Consider the following 23,883-nt stretch of genomic DNA (forward strand, 5'->3'; position numbering starts at 1 on the left):
TCTACGTGAATCTGGGCGGAGTTACAGAGCTTATTCCAGCCCAAGTACCCGTTTTACGGGCCCAAAACTACGGCGGTGCTGATCAATGACACCATGTTGTTCAATCGCCTCAAAATGCGCTTTGGTTGGGTAGCCTTTGTGTTTGGCAAACCCAAACTGCGGATAGGCTTTGTCGAGTTCTTCCATTTCCTGATCGCGCACGACTTTGGCAATGATGGAAGCGGCGCTAATTTGAGCCACGCGCAAGTCGCCTTTCACCACGGCCTGGGCATCCATCGGCAATGATGGAATCTTATTGCCATCCACCAACACAAGGTCGGGTTTGATGGCCAGCCCGTCGACCGCTCGCTGCATCGCCAACATAGTCGCTTGAAAAATGTTGAGCTCATCAATTTCTTGCGGGCTGCAACGCCCAACCGACCACGCCAGTGCTTTTTGCTGAATTTCTGGCAGCAGCGCCAGGCGTTTTTTCTCGGACAATTTTTTCGAATCGTTCAAACCTTCAATCGGATGATTCGGATCCAAGATCACCGCTGCGGTGACCACATCCCCCACCAAGGGGCCACGGCCCACTTCGTCGACACCGGCAATCAAGTGATAACCGCTAGGGATCTCAAACGGAGGCAGTTCTTTTTCAGGTTTCTTCGCCATGGGAGTCTATCCGAATCAATGTTGAATTAAATGAAGCACCGCGTTCGCGGCTTGGTCATCCGCGCCTTTGCGGATCCAATGATGCATTTCGTCAAACTTCGCCAGCATCTCACGGTTGTCGTTATCCAGCAGACGACACACTTCGTGATACAGATTCTCGACCGTGCAATCTTCCTGCAATAGCTCTTTCACCAGCGCTTGGTCAGCCAGAATGTTCGGCAGCGACACATACGGTGTTTTCAGCAGACGCTTGGCTAAAAAGGCGGTGATCGCATTGACGCGGTAGCCAACCACCATCGGGCGTTTGAGCAGCATACATTCCAGTGCCACCGTGCCCGACGCCAGCATCACTGCATTCGACGCTGTAATCACATTACGCGCAGTATCGTCCACCAAGACGAAATTCAGTTGCGGCGCGTATTGTTGCCAAGCGGCTTCGAACTGTTCACGGCGCTTTTGATTGACCAGTGCCACCACAAACCCTAGGTCTGGATAGCGCTGTTGCAAACGCTGACACGTTTCGATAAACGGCTGCGCCAGCATCTTCATTTCCCCTCCGCGACTGCCCGGCAATACGGCCAACCAGCGCTGATTGGGGTCAAGGCCCAGCAAGTCTTGCGCCGCACGTCGGTCGGATTCAAATGGAATCGCATCCGCCAGCGTGTGGCCAATAAACTCACATGGCACGTTGAATTTGTCGTAGAAAGCTTTTTCGAACGGCAAGAACGCTAGCACCAGATTGGTCGCGGCTTCAATTTTGAAGATGCGTTTTTGACGCCACGCCCACACCGATGGGCTGACGTAGTGAACGGTTTTGATGCCCGCCTGTTTGAGATCGTGCTCTAAGCGCAAATTGAAATCCGGCGCGTCGATACCAACAAATACATCCGGCGGATTGGTGGTGAAGTACTTCACCAGTTCCGCTTTCACTTTCAGCAGACGCGGCAGACGGCCCAGCACTTCCACCAGCCCCATCACAGCCAGCTCTTCCATATCAAACAGTGATTGGCAACCTTGCGCGATCATTTTTGGCCCACCAATCCCGACAAACTCAGCATCGGGATAGCGTGCTTTCACCGCGTTGATGAAGCCTTCGCCCAATGTGTCACCGGATAATTCGCCTGCGACGATGCCAATGCGTAATGGTCTCTCCACGCTAAACGTCCTCTTTAAGCCTTGATGAGTGTTATGGACAATCCCTTGAAAAAAGAGACTGTCCATAAAACACAAAAGATCGCCCGCTGCCGGGCGATCTTTTCATGATGTGAATTCAGCAAAGCTTAGCGAATGATGCCACGCTCTGATGTCTCCAGTAACGTGATGAAACGCTGAATCGATGGCCATTGTTCGGCCATTTCTTTCAGGACCGGCAGTGCTTCAGCCTGAGTTTTACCCGAACGATAAATCTCTTTGTATGCTTTTTGCAGTGCGCGAATTTCATCTTTCTCGAAACCGTTGCGCTTCAGGCCCACCAAGTTCAAGCCAAATGGTGTCGCGTGGTTGCCTTGCGCCAGAACGTACGCAGGTACGTCTTGCACGACCGCAGAACACCCACCGATGTAGGCGTAAGCGCCGACGGTGCAGAACGGGTGAATGGCCGATAGCGCCATCACGCCTGCGTGGTCTTCCACGGTCACGTGGCCACCCAGAATGGCGTTGTTACCGATGTGCGTGTTATTGCCCACAATCACGTCGTGTGCAATGTGCGCATTCACACACAGCAGGTTGTCATCGCCCACCACAGTAGCCGCTTTATCTTGCACTGTGCCACGGTGGATTTGCACCGCTTCGCGAATCACGTTGCGATCGCCGACCACCACGCGTGTATCTTCACCACCGTATTTCTTATCTTGGTTTTCTTCACCAATCACAGCGTGCGGGAAAATACGGTTCTCTTTACCAATCACAGTGTTGCCTTTGATGACAACATGCGACATCACTTCAGTGCCTTCACCGATGGTGACACCCGACGTGATGTAGGTAAACGGCCCAACCGTTACGTTAGCGCCAATCACTGCGCCTTCTTCGACCACCGCCATTGGGTGGATTTGTGCCGTTTCGTGGATCATATTAAAACTCTCTACGTGCGCATTTCAGTTCAGCAGAGCACACCACATCGCCATCAACTTTAGCGACGCCGTTAAACAGTGCAATGCCACGACGCTCTTTCAAAAATTCCACTTCGATGATCAGTTGATCACCCGGGCCCACAGGCTTACGGAATTTTGCGTTATCGATGCTAGCGAAGTAATACAGTTCATTTTCTTTTGGCGCACCAAACGTTTTGAATGCCAGCAGGCCCGTTGCCTGAGCCATGGCTTCAAGAATCAGTACCCCTGGGAAAACAGGAAGCTGTGGGAAATGACCGGTAAACTGAGGTTCATTCACTGAAACATTTTTCAAACCAATCAGGTATTTACCTTCTTCAAAATCAGTCACGCGATCAATCAGCAAGAATGGATAACGGTGAGGAAGAAGCTCCTGAATTTCAGTGATATTCATCATTTTCTTTTCAGTAGTCAAAGTCATATTCCTATTTATAAATACATAAAATTGTTTACGGCATTATAGACGAAAAAGACTCGCACATTGCGAGCCTTTTCAGCAAAAACACGTAATTAAGCGTCCGATTTCTGCTCAAGCAGCTTTTCGACCGCTTTCAAACGCTTATTCATGTCATCAATTCGATGCACACGCGCGGCTGTCTTACGCCATTCTTTATTGGTTTGCAGCGGAATACCGGACGAATACATGCCCTTCTCCTCAATGCTGCGCATGACCATCCCCATACCGGTAATGGTGACACCATCGGCAATTTGGATATGACCATTCAAAACAGAAGCGCCACCAATGATGCAGTATTTACCAATCGTGGTACTGCCAGCAACGATAGTACCACCGGCCATCGCCGTACCATATCCGATGTGCACGTTATGGGCGATTTGCAGTTGGTTATCAAGAATCACGTTGTCTTCGATCACCGTGTCATCGAGCGCACCGCGGTCAATCGTCGTACACGCACCGATTTCCACACGATTGCCGATACGCACCGAGCCTAGCTGCGGAATTTTAATCCACTCACCACGCTCGTTGGCATAGCCAAAACCGTCAGAACCGATCACGGTGCTCGACTGAACCAAACAATGCTCGCCCAGCACCACGTTGTGGTAAATGCTGACATTGGCCCACAGTTTGGTGTGATTGCCGATTTTTGCGTTCTTTCCGATAAAGCAGCCCGCACCAATGATCACGTGATCGCCCAGCTCAACGCCGGATTCGATCACGGCATTGGCGCCGATGGACACGTTTTCACCTAACTTAGCGTCGTCAGCCACGACCGCGCTCGGCGCAATGCCACCCGAAGCAGGCGCTGGCGTGGTATCCAGCGCCTGCGTCACTTTCGCGAACGCCACATACGGGTCGGCGACGACCAAGGCGTTTGATGGACACAATTCTCGCTCAGTTGCCTTCACCATGATGACGGTCGCTTTACATGATGCGAGATGTTTACTGTATTTTGGGTTCGACAGGAAGGTGATATCGCCTTCCTGCGCACGATCCATCGGGGCTAACCCACGCACCACAGCTTGGCTATCGCCATGCAGTTCGCCCCCAGTAATCGTTGCCAATTCGGCTAAAGTTAGTGTTGTCATAATGCTTTAATTATTTGATTGCTTTGATTACTTTTTCTGAAATGTTGTACTCCGCCTTGCCGTATTGCATGGCGCTGATATCAACAATCATATCGTAGCCTTCTTTTTCAGCGACTTTCTTGACCGCATCTTGAATCACTTTAAACAGTTTCTGCTTCTCTTCCGCTTCGCGGCGAGCTGATGCCTGTTCTAGAGCTTGTGCTTTGATCTTGTAAGCGCTGTCCAGTTGACCGATTTCGATACGCAGTTTTTCCACGTCATCCTGGCTCATCAGCTCAGAATCACGTTTCAGTTTTTCAATTTTAGTCTTAGCGTCTGCTTTGATGCTTTGTAACTCAGCAGCTTTATCTTTGAACTCTTCCTGCATTTGTTGCAGAACCACTTCACGTTGTGGCAGAGCTTGGAACACTTGTGCGGTGTTAATGAATCCCACTTTTTGCGCCGCTTCAGCAGCCTGAGCAAAAAACGATGAGCTAAGAACAATAAGGCTAACACCTGCTGCTTTGATGATGTGTTTCAAAATAGTTTCCTCTATTAGAAGGTTCGTCCGATAGTGAAAGTGAAGAATTCTTCGTCGTCACCTTCGTATTTCTTAATAGGTTTCGCCAGCGAGAAGACCAGAGGTCCCATCGGCGACATCCATTGCAATGCCACACCGTATGATGAACGGTAGTTGGTTGGATCCGAGTAATCGTAGTAGTAATTGTTGCCATAATCGGCACCGCTACTGCGGTAATCAAATTCGGTATCCCACACACTGGCCATGTCGTAGAAGATACTGGTTCGCACTTGGCTGCGAGCTTCATCTGAAGCAAACGGCGTCGGTACAATCAGCTCAATACTGGCCAGCGCAATGGCGTTACCACCGACGGAGTTGTCGGTTGCGGTATCGCTACCATTGTTGGAGCCCGAGTAATCACGATACACCGCTTTCGGACCCGCTGTGTTAGAGCCAAATCCGCGCAATGTTGTAAAACCACCCGCATAGAAGTTTTCATAGAATGGATACAGGTTATCGTTACCATCCGTTTGACCGTAGCCGTTACCGTACCCTAAGCGGCCACGCAGTAACAGCGTAAACTCATGCTTTTTGGTGAGCGGCACATACTGACGCACATCGTATTGCAGTTTGAAATACTTGGCATCCGACCCCGGCACCGTAATTTTACCCGACGCACGCTGGTAGTTACCGGCGGTTGGGAAGTAACCTTTGTTGAGGTTGTTACGCGTCCACGCAACGTTGACATCGAAGTCATCGGTGATCAAGTTATCTGGACTACAATCCCCTAAGTTACACAGGAACTGCTCCACCTGCAGATAAGGCGTTAGGTTGCCGATCTTGTTGTGGGTGTAGCCGACACCAAATTCAAAGCGGTTGAGTTCATCAAATGGGAAACCCCACGTCAGACTGGTACCATAACTTTCGTTGGTATAGTCAACGATACCGGCTTCTGACGCTTCAAACTGGTTATAGAACACTTTACCGCCCAAGCTGACACCATCGAGGTTCCAGTACGGGTCACGATATTCCAACGTGACGTTCTTCTGGTAGTCGTTGGTGGTGGCGTTAATGCCCACACGGTTCCCCGTTCCCAAGAAGTTGTCCTGAGTCAGGCCCACCGTAAAGCTCACGCCTGATTCCGTGCCGTAACCGACACCGAAGTTCACGCTGCCCGAGTTAGCCTCTTTCACGGTGTACACCAGATCCACTTGATCTTCGGTCCCCGGAACACGAACAGTCTGTACATCAACGGTTTCGAAGAAACCCAAACGGTTCAGACGCGCTTTACCGGTATCAATCGATTTCGAGTTCAACCAAGCGCCTTCCATCTGACGCATTTCACGACGCAGCACTTCATCACGGGTTGCGTTGTTGCCGACAAAACGAATGTCACGCACGTACATCCGTTTACCGGTTTCAACGTGCACCACCAGCGACACTTGCTGAGTTTCATCGTCAAATTCTGGAATGGTACGCACTTGTGGGTAAGCGTAACCCGCTTCGCCCAGCACGCGCTTCACGCTTTCTTCCAATTGTGTGACCGACGAACCGCGGTAGGTTTCCCCCATTTCAAACGGGATCAGTGATTTGAATTCGTCTTCTTTACCAATCAACTCACCACGGAACTGTACATCTTTGACCGTGTACGGTTTACCCTCATCGAGGTTCATGGTGATGTAAACGCCTTTCTTATCCGGCGAAATAGACACTTGCGTGGAATCGACTTGGAATTTCAGGTAGCCGCGATCCAAATAGAACGTGCGCAGCGCTTCAATATCACCCGCCAACACCTGTTTCTGGTATTTGTCATCAGACAGGAAGTTCCACCACGCAACATCCACTTTCAGGTTGAAGCGTGACAGCAATTCTTTGTCAGAAAAGACTTCGTTGCCGATGAAGTTGATTTGTTGGATTTTGGCCGAGACACCTTCAGTAAAAACAAACTTCAGGTCCGCACGGTTACGGGGCAGTGGCGTCACCACCGCTTTTACTGTCGCGTTGTATTTACCTACGCTGTAGTAAAAGTCTTCCAGACCTTTTTCGATGTTGCTTAGCTTGGTGCGATCCAGCGCTTCACCCACACGAATACCGGAAGCATCGAGGTTTTGTTGCAGCTGTTCTTCTTTGATCGCTTTGTTGCCCGAGAAAGAAACACTCGCAATGGTCGGACGCTCTTTAACTTCAACCACCAACGCATTACCATCGCGCAGCACTTTGACGTTTTCAAAGTTGCCCGAGGCATACAACGCTTTGATGATGGCAGCAACGTCCTGAGAATCCACCGTATCGCCAATACGTACCGGCATTTTCAATAATGCAGCACCCAGAGCGACACGTTGCAACCCCTGAATTTGAATGTCCTGCACCACAAAATTTTCGGCACTATTCGCCGACACGCTTGTTGCGAGCAGTGTCGCGAAAAGGATTTTTTTCATTGCCATATTTGTTCTAGTTATTCCTTACTACAACCTTTGCCTAATGCTTATCAATCACAGGCGAGTAAAATCGTTAAATATTGCCACGGCCATTAGAGAGAAGATGATCACACCGCCAATGCGATAGCCCATTTCCTGCACTTTTTCCGGAACCGGACGACGAGTAATGGCTTCAATTGCAAAAAACAACAGGTGCCCCCCATCGAGCATCGGCAGCGGCACCAAGTTGATGATGCCCAAGTTGACACTGATCAGCGCCAAAAAGCCAAGGAAGTAAACCAAGCCGTAGTCGGCGGTTGCTCCCGCGCCTTTCGCGATAGAAATTGGGCCACTGAGATTGTTCAGCCCAACATCGCCCACCACCAGCTTCTTCAGCATGCTGATGGTCAGGTCAATCACCTGGCCGGTTTTCTCAAATGCTTTACCGAACGATTCAAATACACCAAATTGCAGCTCAAATCGATAACTTTGCGGCCAATCTGCGACTTTAGGTGCGATTCCCGCAAAACCAATGACTTTTCCTTGAGATAGCGTTCGCGCATCTGGAGTGAGCGACAACGACAGCGACTCGTGCTGACGTTCGATATCAATCACTAATGCTTGGTTCGGATGGGTTTGAATCGCATCAATCACTTGTTGCCAATCGGTGATTGGTTGACCATTAATATGCGTCAACACATCGCCTTCTAATAACCCAGCACGTGCACCGGCGCCGTCTTGCGATACGCTGGTCAGCTCCGAAGAGATTTCCGGCGTATACGGCTTAAAGCCAAGCGCTCCCATAGCAGACTCTGTTTCAGGATCAAAGTTCCACCCGTTCAGGTCAAAAGTTTTGATTTCGTCGACGCCGACACCATTCGGCGAAGAAACCGTCAACGTCATGCGTTGATCCCCGATGTGAGAGATCAGCCCCATGTTGACGGATTCCCAATCTGGTGTTTGTGTCCCTGAAACGGCTTTGATTTCCATACCCGATTCAAGGCCCGCATTGGCGGCAATCGAATATGGCGCAACGTGGCCCACCACGGGTTTAACCGCGGGCACGCCAATCATAAACACCAGCCAGTACGCAAACACTGCAAAGAAGAAGTTAAACGCAGGCCCTGCACTGACAATCGCAGCTCGTTTCCACAGCGGCTTTTTATCAAATGCGAAGGCTTGTTGATCCGGTGTCACGTCGTCGACTCGGCCATCCAGCATTTTGACGTAGCCGCCGAGGGGAATCACCGAGATGCTGTATTCGGTGCCATCTTTTCCAACCCGTTTCCACAGCGACTTACCAAAGCCAATCGAAAACTTTTCAACCTTGACGCCACACTTTCTCGCCACCCAGAAATGGCCAAATTCGTGCACGGCGACCAGAATCCCCAGTGCAACAATAAATGACACGAGGTTCCATAAAATGCCACTCATAACAATCGCTCTTTCAACTCTTGAGATGCCAAACTACGCGCCATTGTATCGAGCTCAATCAGGCTTTCCAAGGTATAGGAATGTAACGGACTATTTGTCCCACACACGTTAGACAACACGCGTTCATTGATGGTTGCAATGTCAGTAAAGCGAATCTGACCACGCAAAAAGGCTTGTACCGCGATTTCATTCGCCGCGTTCAAAGACGTGGTCGCATGCTGCCCTTCGTAGCAGGCATCAATGGCCAACTTCAAGCACGGGTAGCGCGCGTAATCCACCTCAAGGAAGGTCAACTCACTCAAGCGCGTAAAATCAAGCGCTTTCACACCAGACACCACACGCTGCGGGTAAGCCATAGTGAGCGAAATCGGCGTCGCCATGTCTTGCTCACCCAGTTGAGCAATCACCGAGCCATCCAAATACTGCACCATGGAGTGAATCACCGACTGCGGATGAATCAGCACTTTCAATTGCTCTGGCGCGGCATTAAACAGCCACTTGGCTTCGATAAACTCGAGGCCTTTATTCATCATCGTCGCCGAATCGACTGAAATTTTTGGCCCCATCGACCAGTTCGGGTGGGCAATGGCCTGTTCAGGTGTCACGTCTTTGAGTGAGTTGATGTCACTGTAACGGAACGGACCACCCGAGCCAGTCAATAGAATGTGAGAAATGCCGCCTTGTTTGAGATCGCAGCGCCCCAGACGGGTTTGAATCTCCGCCGGCAGACATTGGAAAATTGCGTTGTGTTCGCTATCAACCGGCATCAGTTCTGCGCCGTACTGTTCCACGGCATCGATAAACAGTTGGCCAGACATCACCAAGGCTTCTTTATTCGCCAGCAGCACACGCTTGCCCGCTTTCACCGCCGCCATGGTGGGCAGTAAACCCGCCGCACCAACGATCGCCGCCATCACGGTATCGACCTCATCACACGCTGCCACTTGGCACATGGCCTCTTCGCCATACAGCACTTCGGTTGGCAATCTGAGGGCGCGCAGTTCGTCGGCTAAACGCAATGCGGCGTCTGATGTGGCCATGACCGCGTATTTCGGTCGCCAACGAGCGCACAGCTCGCGCATTTTATCTACATTGCCACCTGCCGCGAGCGCGACCACAGTAAATTGTTCAGGATTCTCTGCAACTACTTTAAGCGTACTGGCTCCAATTGAACCTGTCGCTCCCAGAATCGTTAATTTACGCATAGCAAAAACCGTCGTGGTTGAGTGTGAGCAGCCCCTTGGGCTGCCCAGACGTTAGAACAAGAAATAGAGAAGAGCGAACACAGGGAACGCAGCAGTCAGGCTATCGACGCGGTCAAGAATGCCGCCGTGACCAGGAATAATGTTGCTGCTGTCTTTGATGCCAGAGACACGTTTGAACATGCTTTCCACCAAATCGCCCAACACCGAAATCACAACGGTCAGCAAAATAGTGATAAACATTGCACCCAGCGATGAAAACTCAATCGCAAACCAATCGGCGAACAACCAACCCACCACCATGGCGGCAATCACACCGCCAATCAGGCCTTCAACGGTTTTGTTCGGACTGACCGCAGGGGCCATTTTGTGTTTCCCTAGGCTCTTACCGGTAAAGTACGCACCACTATCTGCAGCCCATACGATGAAGCAAACAAACATCACCAGCTTCGCACCGTGAAAGAAATCGCCCTCAATGCCTTCTGCACGCAGGAAGATCACACTCCAGAAAAAGGGTAATAGCGTCAGTAAACCAAACAGATGGCGCGCAGGATTAGACGATTCCCACCAGCGGCGTGAACGAGGAAAGGTGATAGCGAGAAAACTGGAATATAGCCACCAAAGTGTACCGAGCGCGAGCACCACATAATGAATGCCCGTGATCTGACTCAGCGACTCCGTCCAAGGGGAAATCAGGAGAAAGCTTGCCCCACCGACCACAACAGCAGGCAGTAAGGCCACATAACGCGATGAGTCATTAACAAACTGGGTCCATTCCCAAAATCCCAATAGAGTCACAACGCCCAAGGCGAGAATGAACCAAGGCAATGGCAAGAAAAAAATGCCTAAAATGACCAAAGGTGCAAGTATGAGCGCTGTAATAATTCGTTGCTTCAAACTTAGAAATCCTATTTTATGATTCCATCAATGCCTTAACTTGCTCACCGGTACAACCAAATCGGCGCTCACGATTCACAAACCAAGTCACTGCTTCAATTAAACTGTCTTCACCGAATTCTGGCCAGTACACGGGCGTAAAATACATTTCTGCGTAAGCCAGTTGCCACAACATAAAGTTGCTAATGCGGCATTCACCACTGGTGCGGATCAGCAGATCGACTTCCGGAATATCCGCCATGGTGAGGTGTTCGGTGATCAACGCTTCGTCGATATCAGTTGGGCTAATTTCACCACGCGCCACTTTAACCGCAATGTCACGGGCTGCCTGCGTAATGTCCCATTTTCCACCATAGTTCGCGGCGATGTTCACCACGAGACCGGTGTTGTTGGCCGTCAATGCTTCCGCATGAGCGATCTTAGCTTGTAAACGCTCACTGAAACGGCTCTTATCACCAATAATACGAAGACGTAGGTTGTTCTTGTGCAATTTTTTGACTTCGGTCGAAAGAACTGTGATAAACAGCTCCATTAACACACCGACTTCTTCTTCAGGACGACGCCAATTCTCACTGCTAAAGGCAAACAGTGTGACAGCTTTGATCCCTAATTTCGCAGCGGTAGAGATGGTTTTTCGGACAGCGGCAACGCCATTTTTATGGCCGAAGACTCGGGGTTTGCCTTGTGCTTTCGCCCAGCGGCCATTGCCATCCATAATGATTGCAATGTGCTGAGGTAAAACATCTGAAGAGAGTTGCGAATTTTGCATAGAAACGTAATGACGACAAAAAGATGACGAAGAGTAGCATAAAAAAACGCTGTGCTGCGAGCACAGCGTTTTTTACACTGGCGAGAGGAGGGAATTAAACTTCCATCAGCTCTTTTTCTTTAGCAGCAAGCACATCATCGATACGCTTCACTGCGATATCGGTCAGCTTTTGAATTTCTTCTTGAGCTTTACGATCATCATCTTCAGAGATTTCTTTGTCTTTCAGCAGCGCTTTCAGATCGCTGTTCGCATCACGACGAATGTTACGAACCGCAACACGGCCGCCTTCAGCTTCGCCACGTACGATTTTAACAAGGTCTTTACGACGCTCTTCCGTCAGCGGTGGCAGTGGCACGCGAATTACTGTACCTGCAGACATTGGGTTCAGGCCCAGATCTGACATCAGAATTGCTTTTTCAACTTTTGGTGTCAGTTCTTTATCAAACACGGTGATCGCAAGAGTACGAGCATCTTCAGCCACTACGTTCGCGATTTGGTTAAGAGGTGTTGCAGCACCGTAGTACTCAACAGAGAGGCCAGATAGCAGGCTTGGGTGCGCACGACCAGTACGAACCTTTTGCAGGTTGTTCTTCAGTGCTTCAACACTTTTGTCCATACGCTCTTGAGCGTCTTTTTTGATCTCATTAATCACAATTTCACCTTAATTCTTATTTCATCTTGAGAGTGATTATACTGCGGAGCTAATCAACGTGCCTTCCGCTTCACCCATCACCACGCGACGTAGTGCGCCTGGTTTGTTCATGTTGAAGACACGGATTGGCATTTTGTGGTCACGAGCCAGCGTGAACGCTGCCAAATCCATCACTTTCAATTCTTTATCAAGTACATCGTTGTATGCGAGCTTATCATACAGTTGTGCGTCAGGGTTGGCTACCGGGTCAGCACTGTAAACGCCGTCTACTTTTGTCGCTTTGAGAACTACGTCCGCTTCAATTTCGATACCGCGCAGACAAGCTGCTGAATCGGTTGTAAAGAATGGGTTGCCTGTACCCGCCGAGAAAATGACCACACGGCCTTGGCGTAGTTGGCTAATCGCATCGGCCCAATTGTAATCGTCACACACACCTTTGAGAGGAATGGCAGACATCACACGTGCGTTCACGTAAGCACGGTGCAGTGCATCACGCATTGCCAAGCCATTCATTACTGTTGCCAACATCCCCATGTGGTCACCCACAACACGGTTCATACCAGCAGCAGCTAGGCCTGCGCCACGGAACAAGTTACCACCACCGATAACAACGCCCACCTGAACACCCAGTTCCACCAGTTCTTTCACTTCTTGAGCCATACGGTCAAGTACGGCTGGATCAATACCAAAACCTTCTTCACCTTGAAGCGCTTCACCGCTCAGTTTTAACAGGATACGTTGATATGCGGGTTTAGGGTTCGTTGTCATGGACTTTTACCTTCACAAAGAGAGTTGTTGATTAACAGTCATGGATGCACTCAAAGTGTGAGCACATTCATCACGACTAATCTCGCCTTGGTCGTAAAAAGACCGTAGCCATGGCCACGGTCTTTTTCTGAGCCTTCTCGCTAAGGATTAACCTTTTTGAGCTAGAGCTACTTCTTCAGCGAAGCTTAGGCCTTCAGCTTTCTCGATACCTTCACCCACTTCTAGGCGAACGAATGTAGAAACTGACGCACCTTTTTCTTTCAGGACTTCGCCAACAGATTTCTTAGGTTCCATCACGAAAGGCTGACCAGTCAGAGAAACTTCACCGGTGAATTTCTTCATGCGGCCTTCAACCATTTTCTCTGCGATTTCTTTAGGCTTGCCTTCGTTCATCGCGATTTCAACTTGAACTTCACGCTCTTTTGCTACAACGTCAGCTGGTACGTCTTCTGGGTTTACGTACTCAGGACGTGATGCTGCAACGTGCATTGCGATGTGTTTCAGAGTTTCTGCGTCGCCTTCACCAGCAACCACTACACCGATTTTCTCGCCGTGACGGTAAGAAGCCAGAGCAGTACCTTCAACGTATTGTACGCGACGGATAGTTACGTTTTCGCCGATTTTTGCTACTAGAGCAACGCGAGTCTCTTCGAACTTAGCTTGCAGTTCTTCAACTGTTGCTTTAGTTGCCAGAGCTTCTTCAGCTACTTGGTTAACGAATGCAGTAAAGTTACCGTCTTTAGCAACGAAGTCTGTTTGGCAGTTCACTTCAAGAAGTACAGCTACACCGTTAGCGTCTTTAATTGCGATTGTACCTTCAGCAGCAACGTTACCTGCTTTTTTAGCAGCTTTTGCAGCGCCAGATTTACGCATGTTTTCGATCGCTAGCTCGATGTCACCGTCAGTTTCAACAAGTGCTTTCTTACATTCCATCATACCTGCGCCAGTACGTTCGCGCAGTTCTTTTACTAGAGCAGCAGTAACAGCCATTCTCTATTCCTCAGTTTGATTCTGGATATGGTAAAAATTAGGGGCCTACATTTTCGGCCCCCAATGCTAACTATAACTTAGCTTATGCTTCAACGTTGTGGCACATAGAGCTAAGTGTAACTCAGAGCCGCTATTATTCAGCTTCTACGAAACCGTCTTTGTCAGCAACTGCTGCAACGTCTTTGTTGCGGCCTTCGTTTACTGATTCAGCAACTGCGTTCAGGTATAGTTGAACTGCACGGATTGCGTCGTCGTTACCTGGGATAACGAAATCAACGCCGTCTGGGTTAGAGTTAGTATCAACAACCGCAAACACTGGAATGCCCAGGTTGTTAGCTTCTTTGATAGCGATGTGCTCGTGATCAGCGTCGATTACGAATAGAGCGTCTGGTAGGCCGCCCATATCTTTAATACCACCAAGAGATTTCTCTAGCTTCTCCATTTCACGAGTGCGCATTAGAGCTTCTTTCTTAGTCAGCTTGTCGAAAGTACCGTCAGTAGACTGAGTCTCTAGATCTTTCAGACGCTTGATTGATTGACGAACAGTTTTCCAGTTAGTCAGCATACCGCCCAACCAGCGGTTGTTTACGTAGTACTGGTTGCTTGCAATAGCAGCTTCTTTAACAGCTTCAGACGCAGCGCGCTTAGTACCAACGAAAAGAACTTTACCTTTTTTCTCGCCAACTTTAGCCAGCTCAGCTAGTGCTTCGTTGAACATTGGTACAGTTTTTTCTAGGTTGATGATATGAACTTTGTTACGAGCGCCAAAGATGAATGGCTTCATTTTTGGGTTCCAGTAACGAGTCTGGTGACCGAAGTGAACACCAGCTTTCAGCATATCGCGCATTGATACAGTTGCCATTATATAATCCTCTATGGGGTTAGGCCTCCACATCCCCCATGTCTCCGACTTCTCAGCCTTGCTGGAAGCACCCCGGAACACGTGTCGGAATGTGTGTGATTTAAAGTTAAATGTTAGTGGACTCGACACTGCTTCGCCATAATGAAGAAAACAGACCGAGATTCCGGCGCGCTTTATATCATATTTGCCCCTTCAGTGGCTAGAAAAAAATGCCTTTTAATTGGCAAAACGCCCTGTTCTACCCCGCGCTTTTCGAGCCTGAATCACGCCCAAATCCGCCTGTTCGTTCCCTAAGTGAAGCGACTCTAATTCTCATTCTTACTCGCCTCACTTCTTGCGCTTCCCTCTTCCACTGTTACAATAACGCCATTAGCACACCCTGTGCCTAGCGTTAATAGAGAAAGCCGATGTCTGTAAAAATTAAGAATGCTGAAGAAATTGAAAAGATGCGCGTAGCGGGCCGTTTGGCGGCTGAGGTTCTAGAAATGATCGAACCTCATGTGAAAGCGGGCGTCACGACCGAAGAACTGGACCAGATCTGTCATCAGTACATCACCGACGTTCAAGGCGCAATTCCAGCACCTCTCAACTACCACGGTTTTCCGAAATCAATTTGTACCTCAATCAACCACATCGTGTGCCACGGCATTCCAGCCACAGACGATAGTCACTTCGGTCAATTGCTGCGTCCGGGCGTTCTGAAGGATGGTGACATCCTGAACATCGACATCACCGTTATCAAAGATGGCTACCACGGTGACACATCGAAAATGTTCCAAGTGGGCGAAGTGGCGCCAGCAGACAAGCGTCTGTGCTTGGTGGCACAAGAGTGTCTGTACCTGTCACTGAAAAAAGTGAAGCCGGGTGTCCAACTGGGTGAAATCGGCACCACGATTGAAAAACACATCAAGACCAACAACAAGAACAACCCACGTGCGAAATTCTCGATCGTGCGCGATTACTGTGGCCACGGTATCGGTGCCGAATTCCATGAAGAACCGCAAGTGGTACACTACAAAAATAGCGACCGCACAGTGCTGCGTGAAGGCATGATTTTCACCATCGAACCGATGATCAACGCCGGCAAATTCGGCTGTCGTTTGGACGATGAAGATGGGTGGACCGTCTACACCGCCGATGGCAAAAACTCTGCGCAATGGGAACACACCATTCTGGTGACCAAAGACGGCTGTGAAATCCTCACCCTACGCAAAGAGGAAAGCATTCCTCGCGTGTTCCACAACGCATAACCCACATACTCATCCCTGCTTCGGCAGGGATTTTTTTTATCCACTTTCTCCAGCCAGCCAATTGCAGCAACGCTGCTTGAGCCGCCTTGGGGTTATCTGATAGATTCAATCTCATTATTGTATGAAAGACTTGCACGGACCGCATTGTATGCCCTATTTATCGCCGCTGAGTTTCAACGAAGAACAACTGACCATCAGTGAGCTGAAACAACAGCTTGAACACTTCGCTCAATATCAGAGAGACGAATTCCTCAACCATAATCCGGTCACCGATTTGGTGCTTGGTCGCGCAGAGTACATGGATCTGTTACTGCGTCGTCTGTGGCAACATTTTGGCTTTGCCGAGATACACGATTTGAGCTTGGTCGCGGTGGGGGGCTACGGCCGTGGTGAACTGCACCCACTGTCGGATATCGACATTCTGGTGGTGTCACACAACAAACTAGACGACGAGATCGCCGCAAAGATCAGTCAATTCATTACCTTTTTATGGGATTTACGCTTGGAAGTCGGCCACGCCGTGCGCACTGTCGCCGAGTGTGCCGATATTGGGCGAGAAGATTTAACGGTCGCCACCAACCTACAAGAAGCGCGCCTCTTGTGCGGCAGTGAAGAAACCTTCCACCGCCTGAAACTGGTGATTCATTCCGAAAGCTTCTGGCCGAGCGAAACCTTTTATCGCGCCAAGATTCAAGAGCAGCGAGAACGACACGCCCGCTATCACGACACCACTTACAATCTCGAACCGGACATCAAATCCACGCCGGGTGGCCTGCGAGACATTCACACCCTCGGTTGGGTCGCGCGACGCCATTTTGGTGCCACCACATTGTATGAAATGAGCCGTTATGGCTTTTTAACCGATGCCGAATTTCGCGAGTTGGTTGAGTGTCAGGACTTTTTATGGCGCGTGCGCTTTGCGTTGCATTTAGAGCTCAAACGATACGACAACCGTCTGACGTTTGCTCACCAAGCGCAAGTGGCCGAAAACCTTGGCTTTACTGGCGAGGGCAACCGCCCCGTTGAAATGATGATGAAGGAGTTCTACCGCACGCTGCGCCGCGTGGCCGAACTCAACAAAATGCTGCTCAAACTGTTTGATCAGGCGATTTTAAATAACGGCGAAGAGAGCGAGCCCGACATCATCGACGAGGATTTCCAGCGTCGTGGCAACTTGATTGAAGCGCGCAAACCGGCGCTGTTTCAGGCGCGTCCGGAAACCATTCTCGATATGTTTTTGCACATGGCGAACGATTCCACCATCGAAGGGGTATCGCCATCAACCATGCGTCAATTACGCACCGCTCGCCGCCGCCTCAACAAATTCCTGCACACCATTCCGGCAGCGCGCGAGAAGTTCATGGAACTGGTTCGCCATCCCAATGCGCTACATAAAGCCTTCAGTCAGATGCACAAACTCGGCGTATTGGCAGCCTATCTGCCCCAATGGAGTCACATTGTCGGCCAGATGCAATTCGACCTGTTCCATGTCTACACCGTCGATGAACACAGCATTCGTTTGTTAAAACACATTCATGTTTTTTCGGACATGAAAAACCATGAAAAACACCCAATTTGCTGCGAAGTCTACCCAAAAATTCAGAAAAAAGAACTACTCATCCTCGCGGCCATCTTCCACGACATCGGCAAAGGTCGCGGCGGCGATCACTCCGAAATTGGTGCGGTGGAAGCCTATGATTTCTGCATCGAACACGGCTTATCCAAACCCGAAGCCAAACTGGTGGCTTGGTTGGTGCAAAACCACCTCCTGATGTCGGTCACCGCGCAGCGCCGGGATATTTACGACCCGGATGTCATCATTGAGTTCGCGAAAAAAGTACGCGACGAGGAGTACCTCGAATACTTGGTGTGTTTGACCGTCGCCGACATTTGCGCGACCAACCCGGAGTTGTGGAACAGCTGGAAACGCACGCTGCTGGCCGAACTGTTTTACTCAACGCAACGCGCGCTGCGCCGCGGGCTGGAAAACCCGGTTGATGTGCGCGATCGCATTCGTCACAACCAGCAACTCGCCTCCGCTCTGCTGCGCAAAGAGGGCTTTAGCAGCCGCGAAATCGAACTGCTGTGGCAACGCTTTAAAGCCGATTACTTCCTGCGTCATACGCACAAACAGATCGCGTGGCACTGCACACACTTGCTACGCCATGAAGACCCGACCCAACCCTTGGTGATGGTGAGCAAAAAAGCCACTCGCGGCGGCACTGAAATTTTTGTCTACACCAAGGACCAACCGGCGCTGTTTGCCACCGTGGTGGCGGAGCTTGACCGCCGCAACCTCAACGTTCACGACGCGCAGATCATGACCAGCAAAGATGGCTACGTGCTCGATACCTTTATGGTGCTGGATCAAAACGGTCAAGCGATAGAAGAATCGCGTCACAAAGCACTCAGTAAACATCTGGTGCATGTACTGGAAGATGGCCGCCCAACCAAGATTAAAACCCGTCGCATCCCGCGTAACCTACAACACTTTAAGGTTAAAACTCAAGTCGACTTTCTGCCGACCAAGAGCAAGAAACGCACACTGATGGAGTTCGTCGCCTTGGATACGCCGGGGCTTCTGGCCACCGTTGGCGCGACATTTGCTGAGCTGCATCTCGACTTACATGCAGCGAAAATCACCACCATCGGCGAGCGCGCAGAAGACTTGTTCATCCTGACTGGCGCACACGGTGCCCGCTTGAATGAGGAAGAAGAGTTGGCATTGCGCGAAAGGCTGATTGAAAACGTGTCTGAATTAGCGCCAAGCTAAGTGGCACAAAGGAATAGCGATCTTGTCCACAACTTAAGCGTATGGGTAGCAACTAAGCTATCTACCACAGGATTAGACTGCTACATTGAATTCAGGTCATTGATGTAACAAAAATAATATAGAGGTCGCTTATGTTTCCACACCTCACGGGTTTAGGGATTACAGATCCAACGCAGATTGAACGCTATTCATTGCGTCAGGAAGCGCACAAAGATGTCTTAAAAATCTATTTCAAAAAGCAGAAAGGTGAACTGTTTGCCAAGAGTGTGAAGTTTAAATACCCAAGGCAAGTGAAGAATGTGTTGGTTGACAGTGGCAGTCATCAATACAAAGAGGTCACGGAAATCAATCGCAATCTGACGTTGATCATCGATGAGCTGAACAAAATCACCAAAAACGTGCAGATTTCTCAAGTCGATGTGAAGCAGAAAATCCTCAGCGACTTGCGCCATCTTGAAAAAGTGGTGGCGAGTAAAATCGCGGAAATTGAATCCGATCTCGAGAAGCTTTAACTCCCGATTCAATTGAAAAAGGTTCCCCACGGGGAACCTTTTTTGTTAGCTGAGCCAGCCCGCCCAATGGCCGATGGCAGCGAGGACAATGGCAGACATCACACCTGCGACCAAATCATCAATCATGATGCCGAGCCCGCCGTGCACACGTTTATCGAGCCAGCCAATCGGCCACGGCTTCACCATGTCAAAAAAGCGGAACAGCACAAACCCCGTCACGACCCATTTCCAGTCAAAGACCGGCAGTTGCAACGCGGGCACAATCAACATGGTGATCCAAAAGCCCGCGAATTCATCCCACACAATTGAACCGTGATCGTGCACTTGCATGTCATTCGAGGTGACCTGACAGATCTTAATGCCAATCAAGCTGGCCGCGATCACCACCACCACATAAGCCGTCAACGGCAAATGCGCCAACAGCAGATACACCGGCACAGAGGCGAGCGTGCCCATGGTGCCCGGCACAACCGGTGATAAGCCACTACCAAATCCAGTGGCCAACAGGTGCCATGGGTTGGTCATCGAGAGTCGAGATTTTGGATTGGTCATATCGTGTCCTTAAAGTGATCGTAACCGCGCAGATCCCAATCCAACGTTTCGCCTTGGTTATGTAGCTCAAACGTTCCCTGGGGCCGAATCTGACCAATGCAGGTGACCTTGGTTCCACAATGAGCCAATGCACTGTCGAGTGAGCCTTTGTTCTGCTCTGAGACGGTAAAGCACAGTTCATACTCTTCACCGCTGGTCAGCGCGTATTGTTGCGCAAGCTGAATGTGACCGGTGAACTGGCGCAGCGCTTGTGACATCGGCAACGCACTCACATCCAAACTCACACCCACCTGAGACTGATGCAGAATGTGGCCGAGATCTGAAATCAAGCCATCCGAAATATCGATCGCTGAAGAAGCCAAATTGAGCAAGGCCTGACCTGCGAGAATTCGAGGCGTGGACAAGTAATGGCGTTTTTCCAGCTCGTCTGCAAACGGCTCATGACGTTTGGCGTCATCGAGAATCACGTCCAGACCAGCTTTGCTATCTCCCAACTCACCCGTCACGTAGACCCAATCCCCCACTTTGGCGGTACTACGCAGCAGCACTTTGTCTTGTGGCACAAAGCCTTGGACGGTCAACGTGATGCTGAGCGGGCCTTTGGTGGTATCGCCCCCAATGAGCTGAATGTTGTAATAATTGGCCAAGTCAAAGAAGGCGGTACAAAACGGTTCGAGCCAGGTTTCATCGATTTCAGGCAACGTCAGTGCCATCGATACCCAAGCGGGCGTCGCGCCCATGGCGGCCAAGTCGCTGAGATTGGACACCAGCGCTTTGTGCGCGACCCAAGCAGGGTTGGCGTGAGGAAGAAAATGAATCCCCGCCACCATCGTGTCGGTGCTGATCGCGATGCGCACATTGTCGGGCGCTTTGACGACCGCGCAATCATCGCCCAAGGCAAGATGCACGTCTTTACGTTGTGGTTGGCGTGAAGAAAAGTATTTATCGATTAGGTTAAATTCACCAAACATCGGAAATTCCAAGTCTTTCTGAACAGAAAAGAGTGTAGCAGCGAAATAAAAAAGGTCAGCTGATGCTGACCTCTTTATTGTAAAGCGAATTACGATTTTTTGCGTACATGAGGTGCGGCTTTATCCAGTACCCCGTTCACAAATTTGTGGCTATCTTCTGCAGCGAAAACTTTAGCCAGTTCAATCGCTTCGTTAATCACAACTTTGTATGGTACGTCTTCACGACGTGTCATTTCGTACATCGCAAGACGAAGCAGAGCAAGCTCCATCATGTCGAGATCTTGCATTGGACGAGACACGAACGGACGTAATTTACTGTCTAGCTCTGTGTGGTTAAGCACAACACCCGCTAAAAGATCACGGAAGTATGCAACGTCAGTCTCTGGAGCAGCAAGTGCTGGTTCAGACGCATGATGCTCTTCTTCATCATACTTACCACCGGATAAGAATTGCTCTTCAATAGTCGCAACATTATCTTTAGTAATTTGCCACGAATAAATAGCTTGTAGCGCAAATTGACGTGCATTACGACGTGCGGCTGGTTTCACACTGGCCCCCATTAGGAATCAATTTCAGAAAGAACGTTAATCATCTCAAGTGCGCTCAGTGCAGCTTCTGCACCTTTATTACCAGCCTTGGTTCCTGCGCGTTCAATAGCTTGATCGATTGTATCGACAGTCAGAACACCAAATGCCACTGGAATACTGAATTCCATCGACACTTGTGCCAGACCTTTATTCATTTCACTACAAACATAGTCAAAGTGAGGCGTACCACCACGGATTACTGAACCTAGCGACACGATCGCGTCGAATTTACCGGTTTTCGCAACACGTTGTGCAGTTAGCGGCAGCTCGACTGCACCTGGGCAACGAACGACAGTAATGTTCTCGTCGCTAACTTGGCCGTGACGTTTCAGAGTGTCGATGGCACCAGACAGCAGACTTTCGTTAATAAAACTGTTGAAACGAGAAATCACAATCGCAACTTTTGCATTTGGTGCTGGGAAACCACCTTCGATCACTTTCATAAGCTTTCCTTTAACTCTGTTCATCAAGTGAGAATCGCCGGATTCTAGCACAAATTTGTGAGCGATATCTAATGGTAATTTGACACGCGATATGCCGAGCAACGAACGGCACCACCTGAGAACGGGATTGAATCTGAATTATTAATAAAGCACAGCGACTTGCCGCTCATGCGAGCGGCAGCCTGTTTCGAGTTATTCGCAGACGTATTCGACCACATTGAGGCCGAAACCGCCCAGCGCATGATATTTCTTGTTCGCTGATGACAGCAAACGCATGTCACTGATGCCCAGATCCGCCAGAATTTGCGAACCAACCCCGACGCGGCGGGATGTACCTTGCTTTTTCGCAAGCGTTGGTGCATCGCCTTTGTCTTGTTGTTCAAACATTTTCACGCGATGCAGCAGCAGTTCAGAGGACTCTTCATTGCCCAGAATCACCAGCACGCCCCCTTCTTGCCCAATGCGTTGCATCGCTTTGTCGAGCGTCCAACTGCGTTCCGCGTTGCGGTCGCTGCGCAGCAAATCGGTAAAGGTGTCTTGCAGATGCACACGCACCAGCGGCACTTGATCGGTGGCGGTCTCTTTTTTCAGCGCAAAGTGAATCTGATTATCGATCACATCGCGGAACGTCACCAAGTCAAACTCACCGTATTCCGTCGGCAATTTGCACTGCGCTACACGTTCAATGGTGGTTTCGGTGTTGTTGCGGTATTCAATCAAATCAGCAATGGTGCCCAGTTTGATATCGTGTTTTTCCGCAAACAGTTCCAGATCCGGACGACGCGCCATGGTGCCATCTTCATTGAGGATCTCAACAATCACCGACGCTGGCTCCAACCCCGCCAAACGCGCCAAGTCACAACCTGCTTCGGTGTGTCCTGCGCGGATCAGCACGCCGCCGTCTTGCGCGGCCAACGGAAAAATGTGGCCCGGTTGAACCAGATCCGACGCTTTGGCATCTTTCGCCACAGCCGCTTGCACGGTGCGCGCACGGTCAGCCGCTGAAATGCCGGTGGTCACGCCTTCTGCCGCTTCAATCGACACCGTGAAGTTGGTGGTGTATTGCGCATTGTTGTCCTGCACCATCGGAGGCAGGCCCAAACTATGGCAACGCGCTTTGGTCATGGTGAGACAAATCAAACCACGACCATGAGTCGCCATAAAGTTAATCGCTGCCGGCGTAATATGCTCGGCCGCCATGATCAGGTCGCCTTCGTTTTCACGGTCTTCATCATCCATCAGAATGACCATTTTACCCAGGCGAATATCGTCGATAATTTCTTGAGGCGTACTAATTGGCATGATTCTCGTCCTATTGTCAGGTGCGCAATCGGAAACCCGAATTACGCGAAACCATTTTGTTGTAAGAATTCCATTGTAATGCGCGATTCTGCTGGCTGTTCTTCACGGCCGCCATGCAGCAAACGCTCCAGATAGCGAGCAAGAACATCCACTTCCAGATTCACTTTACGACCGACCTGGAAGTGATCAATCGTGGTCTCTTGCGTGGTGTGTGGCACGATGGTCAGCTTGAACGCATTTTTGCGTAAGTCATTGACCGTCAGGCTGATGCCATCCACCGTCATCGACCCTTTCTCCGCGACGTATTTGCTCAGCTCCGCGGGCATGGCAACCCAAAATTCAATGGCGCGGCCGACTCGGTTGCGCTCAACGATTTCGCCCACCCCATCCACGTGACCCGACACAATGTGACCACCAAAACGCGTGGTCGGTAACATCGCTTTTTCTAGGTTCACTTTATCGCCCACTTTGTAGTCAGCAAAGCCGGATTTTTTCAGTGTTTCCAGCGATAAATCAGCGCTATAGCTGTGCGAGTCAAACGCCACGACGGTCAAACACACGCCGTTGGTCGCAATGCTGTCACCCAGTTTGACATCGCTCATATCCAGTTTGCCCGCATTCACCGAGATGGTGATGTCTTCGCCTTTGGGCGTAATCGCAGTCAGCGTACCAACTGCTTCGACAATTCCAGTAAACATA

24 protein-coding genes are annotated in these 23,883 nt (G+C 50.1%); 3 read left to right on the plus strand and 21 right to left on the minus strand.

The genetic code is table 11. The annotated features are described in order from the left end of the window. Positions 1-30: 30 nt before the first annotated feature. The 15 genes from rnhB to rpsB all read right to left on the minus strand — a co-directional run bounded on the left by rnhB (position 31) and on the right by rpsB (position 14,794). Positions 31-651 (minus strand): ribonuclease HII, encoded by a 621-nt coding sequence (gene rnhB / locus VFA_RS03730; RefSeq protein ID WP_004724876.1) that lies wholly within the window; start codon positions 649-651, stop codon positions 31-33. 15 nt (positions 652-666) lie between these two features. After that, positions 667-1,806: a lipid-A-disaccharide synthase gene (lpxB, locus tag VFA_RS03735; protein ID WP_004724877.1), complete on the minus strand. Its 1,140-nt coding sequence runs from the start codon at positions 1,804-1,806 to the stop codon at positions 667-669. 125 nt (positions 1,807-1,931) lie between these two features. Then, positions 1,932-2,720: an acyl-ACP--UDP-N-acetylglucosamine O-acyltransferase gene (gene lpxA, locus VFA_RS03740; RefSeq protein WP_004724878.1), complete on the minus strand. Its 789-nt coding sequence runs from the start codon at positions 2,718-2,720 to the stop codon at positions 1,932-1,934. Position 2,721: 1 nt separating this feature from the next. Next, positions 2,722-3,153: a 3-hydroxyacyl-ACP dehydratase FabZ gene (fabZ, locus tag VFA_RS03745; RefSeq protein ID WP_004724879.1), complete on the minus strand. Its 432-nt coding sequence runs from the start codon at positions 3,151-3,153 to the stop codon at positions 2,722-2,724. Between the two features lie 116 nt (positions 3,154-3,269). After that, positions 3,270-4,304 (minus strand): UDP-3-O-(3-hydroxymyristoyl)glucosamine N-acyltransferase, encoded by a 1,035-nt coding sequence (lpxD, locus tag VFA_RS03750; protein ID WP_014204560.1) that lies wholly within the window; start codon positions 4,302-4,304, stop codon positions 3,270-3,272. 10 nt (positions 4,305-4,314) lie between these two features. Then, a complete protein-coding gene (locus VFA_RS03755; RefSeq protein WP_004724881.1) occupies positions 4,315-4,824 on the minus strand; it encodes an OmpH family outer membrane protein in 510 nt (169 codons plus the stop codon). 14 nt (positions 4,825-4,838) lie between these two features. Then, a complete protein-coding gene (gene bamA / locus VFA_RS03760; protein WP_004724882.1) occupies positions 4,839-7,247 on the minus strand; it encodes an outer membrane protein assembly factor BamA in 2,409 nt (802 codons plus the stop codon). A gap of 48 nt (positions 7,248-7,295) precedes the next feature. Beyond that, the gene (rseP, locus tag VFA_RS03765) at positions 7,296-8,654 is read right to left on the minus strand and encodes a sigma E protease regulator RseP (RefSeq protein ID WP_004724884.1); all 1,359 of its coding nucleotides are present in this window, start codon (positions 8,652-8,654) and stop codon (positions 7,296-7,298) included. Then, positions 8,651-9,859: a 1-deoxy-D-xylulose-5-phosphate reductoisomerase gene (gene ispC, locus VFA_RS03770; RefSeq protein ID WP_038150858.1), complete on the minus strand. Its 1,209-nt coding sequence runs from the start codon at positions 9,857-9,859 to the stop codon at positions 8,651-8,653. The genes rseP and ispC overlap by 4 nt, the downstream gene beginning before the upstream one ends. A gap of 51 nt (positions 9,860-9,910) precedes the next feature. Next, entirely contained in the window at positions 9,911-10,753 is an 843-nt protein-coding gene (locus VFA_RS03775) for a phosphatidate cytidylyltransferase (protein WP_038150860.1), read from the minus strand. Positions 10,754-10,769: 16 nt separating this feature from the next. Beyond that, entirely contained in the window at positions 10,770-11,522 is a 753-nt protein-coding gene (gene uppS, locus VFA_RS03780) for a polyprenyl diphosphate synthase (protein WP_004724890.1), read from the minus strand. 94 nt (positions 11,523-11,616) lie between these two features. Then, a complete protein-coding gene (gene frr / locus VFA_RS03785) occupies positions 11,617-12,174 on the minus strand; it encodes a ribosome recycling factor (RefSeq protein ID WP_004724891.1) in 558 nt (185 codons plus the stop codon). Positions 12,175-12,210: 36 nt separating this feature from the next. After that, positions 12,211-12,942 carry a UMP kinase gene (gene pyrH, locus VFA_RS03790; RefSeq protein WP_004724892.1) on the minus strand — a complete coding sequence of 244 codons (732 nt, stop codon included), beginning with the start codon at positions 12,940-12,942 and terminating at the stop codon, positions 12,211-12,213. Positions 12,943-13,089: 147 nt separating this feature from the next. After that, positions 13,090-13,932, minus strand: a complete 843-nt coding sequence (gene tsf, locus VFA_RS03795; RefSeq protein WP_004724893.1) for a translation elongation factor Ts — start codon at positions 13,930-13,932, stop codon at positions 13,090-13,092. Between the two features lie 133 nt (positions 13,933-14,065). Next, on the minus strand, positions 14,066-14,794 hold the full coding sequence (gene rpsB, locus VFA_RS03800) for a 30S ribosomal protein S2 (RefSeq protein ID WP_004724897.1): 729 nt from the start codon (positions 14,792-14,794) through the stop codon (positions 14,066-14,068). 407 nt (positions 14,795-15,201) lie between these two features. Between rpsB and map the strand changes: the two genes are divergently transcribed. From map to VFA_RS03815, 3 genes are all read left to right on the plus strand, one after another. Next, on the plus strand, positions 15,202-16,044 hold the full coding sequence (gene map / locus VFA_RS03805; protein WP_004724898.1) for a type I methionyl aminopeptidase: 843 nt from the start codon (positions 15,202-15,204) through the stop codon (positions 16,042-16,044). 148 nt (positions 16,045-16,192) lie between these two features. After that, on the plus strand, positions 16,193-18,817 hold the full coding sequence (gene glnD, locus VFA_RS03810; RefSeq protein WP_004724900.1) for a bifunctional uridylyltransferase/uridylyl-removing protein GlnD: 2,625 nt from the start codon (positions 16,193-16,195) through the stop codon (positions 18,815-18,817). A gap of 131 nt (positions 18,818-18,948) precedes the next feature. Next, entirely contained in the window at positions 18,949-19,329 is a 381-nt protein-coding gene (locus VFA_RS03815) for a DUF3461 family protein (RefSeq protein WP_004724902.1), read from the plus strand. 45 nt (positions 19,330-19,374) lie between these two features. Here the strand turns inward: VFA_RS03815 and pgpA are convergent, their stop codons facing one another. From pgpA to VFA_RS03845, 6 genes are all read right to left on the minus strand, one after another. Then, positions 19,375-19,881 (minus strand): phosphatidylglycerophosphatase A, encoded by a 507-nt coding sequence (gene pgpA, locus VFA_RS03820; RefSeq protein ID WP_004724904.1) that lies wholly within the window; start codon positions 19,879-19,881, stop codon positions 19,375-19,377. Continuing rightward, on the minus strand, positions 19,878-20,852 hold the full coding sequence (gene thiL, locus VFA_RS03825; protein WP_004724906.1) for a thiamine-phosphate kinase: 975 nt from the start codon (positions 20,850-20,852) through the stop codon (positions 19,878-19,880). The genes pgpA and thiL overlap by 4 nt, the downstream gene beginning before the upstream one ends. Positions 20,853-20,941: 89 nt before the next feature. Further along, complete coding sequence (nusB, locus tag VFA_RS03830; protein WP_004724908.1) at positions 20,942-21,412, minus strand: transcription antitermination factor NusB; 471 nt, start codon at positions 21,410-21,412, stop codon at positions 20,942-20,944. Further along, positions 21,412-21,882, minus strand: a complete 471-nt coding sequence (ribH, locus tag VFA_RS03835; RefSeq protein ID WP_004724909.1) for a 6,7-dimethyl-8-ribityllumazine synthase — start codon at positions 21,880-21,882, stop codon at positions 21,412-21,414. The genes nusB and ribH overlap by 1 nt, the downstream gene beginning before the upstream one ends. A gap of 192 nt (positions 21,883-22,074) precedes the next feature. Beyond that, positions 22,075-23,184, minus strand: coding sequence for a bifunctional 3,4-dihydroxy-2-butanone-4-phosphate synthase/GTP cyclohydrolase II (gene ribBA / locus VFA_RS03840; protein WP_004724911.1), 1,110 nt, complete (start codon positions 23,182-23,184; stop codon positions 22,075-22,077). A gap of 41 nt (positions 23,185-23,225) precedes the next feature. Beyond that, entirely contained in the window at positions 23,226-23,882 is a 657-nt protein-coding gene (locus tag VFA_RS03845; RefSeq protein WP_004724913.1) for a riboflavin synthase, read from the minus strand. Position 23,883 lies beyond the last annotated feature (1 nt).

It is taken from the genome of Vibrio furnissii CIP 102972, assembly GCF_000176175.1.
GTDB classification, from domain to species: domain Bacteria; phylum Pseudomonadota; class Gammaproteobacteria; order Enterobacterales; family Vibrionaceae; genus Vibrio; species Vibrio furnissii.

Coding starts and splice junctions, on each gene's coding strand:
- rnhB (WP_004724876.1), bottom strand. CDS start 651: ATGGCGAAGAAACCTGAAAAAGAACTGCCTCCGTTTGAGATCCCTAGC.
- lpxA (WP_004724878.1), bottom strand. CDS start 2,720: ATGATCCACGAAACGGCACAAATCCACCCAATGGCGGTGGTCGAAGAA.
- fabZ (WP_004724879.1), bottom strand. CDS start 3,153: ATGAATATCACTGAAATTCAGGAGCTTCTTCCTCACCGTTATCCATTC.
- lpxD (WP_014204560.1), bottom strand. CDS start 4,304: ATGACAACACTAACTTTAGCCGAATTGGCAACGATTACTGGGGGCGAA.
- bamA (WP_004724882.1), bottom strand. CDS start 7,247: ATGGCAATGAAAAAAATCCTTTTCGCGACACTGCTCGCAACAAGCGTG.
- rseP (WP_004724884.1), bottom strand. CDS start 8,654: ATGAGTGGCATTTTATGGAACCTCGTGTCATTTATTGTTGCACTGGGG.
- ispC (WP_038150858.1), bottom strand. CDS start 9,859: ATGCGTAAATTAACGATTCTGGGAGCGACAGGTTCAATTGGAGCCAGT.
- uppS (WP_004724890.1), bottom strand. CDS start 11,522: ATGCAAAATTCGCAACTCTCTTCAGATGTTTTACCTCAGCACATTGCA.
- pyrH (WP_004724892.1), bottom strand. CDS start 12,942: ATGACAACGAACCCTAAACCCGCATATCAACGTATCCTGTTAAAACTG.
- tsf (WP_004724893.1), bottom strand. CDS start 13,932: ATGGCTGTTACTGCTGCTCTAGTAAAAGAACTGCGCGAACGTACTGGC.
- rpsB (WP_004724897.1), bottom strand. CDS start 14,794: ATGGCAACTGTATCAATGCGCGATATGCTGAAAGCTGGTGTTCACTTC.
- map (WP_004724898.1), top strand. CDS start 15,202: ATGTCTGTAAAAATTAAGAATGCTGAAGAAATTGAAAAGATGCGCGTA.
- glnD (WP_004724900.1), top strand. CDS start 16,193: ATGCCCTATTTATCGCCGCTGAGTTTCAACGAAGAACAACTGACCATC.
- VFA_RS03815 (WP_004724902.1), top strand. CDS start 18,949: ATGTTTCCACACCTCACGGGTTTAGGGATTACAGATCCAACGCAGATT.
- pgpA (WP_004724904.1), bottom strand. CDS start 19,881: ATGACCAATCCAAAATCTCGACTCTCGATGACCAACCCATGGCACCTG.
- thiL (WP_004724906.1), bottom strand. CDS start 20,852: ATGTTTGGTGAATTTAACCTAATCGATAAATACTTTTCTTCACGCCAA.
- nusB (WP_004724908.1), bottom strand. CDS start 21,412: ATGGGGGCCAGTGTGAAACCAGCCGCACGTCGTAATGCACGTCAATTT.
- ribH (WP_004724909.1), bottom strand. CDS start 21,882: ATGAAAGTGATCGAAGGTGGTTTCCCAGCACCAAATGCAAAAGTTGCG.
- ribBA (WP_004724911.1), bottom strand. CDS start 23,184: ATGCCAATTAGTACGCCTCAAGAAATTATCGACGATATTCGCCTGGGT.
- VFA_RS03845 (WP_004724913.1), bottom strand. CDS start 23,882: ATGTTTACTGGAATTGTCGAAGCAGTTGGTACGCTGACTGCGATTACG.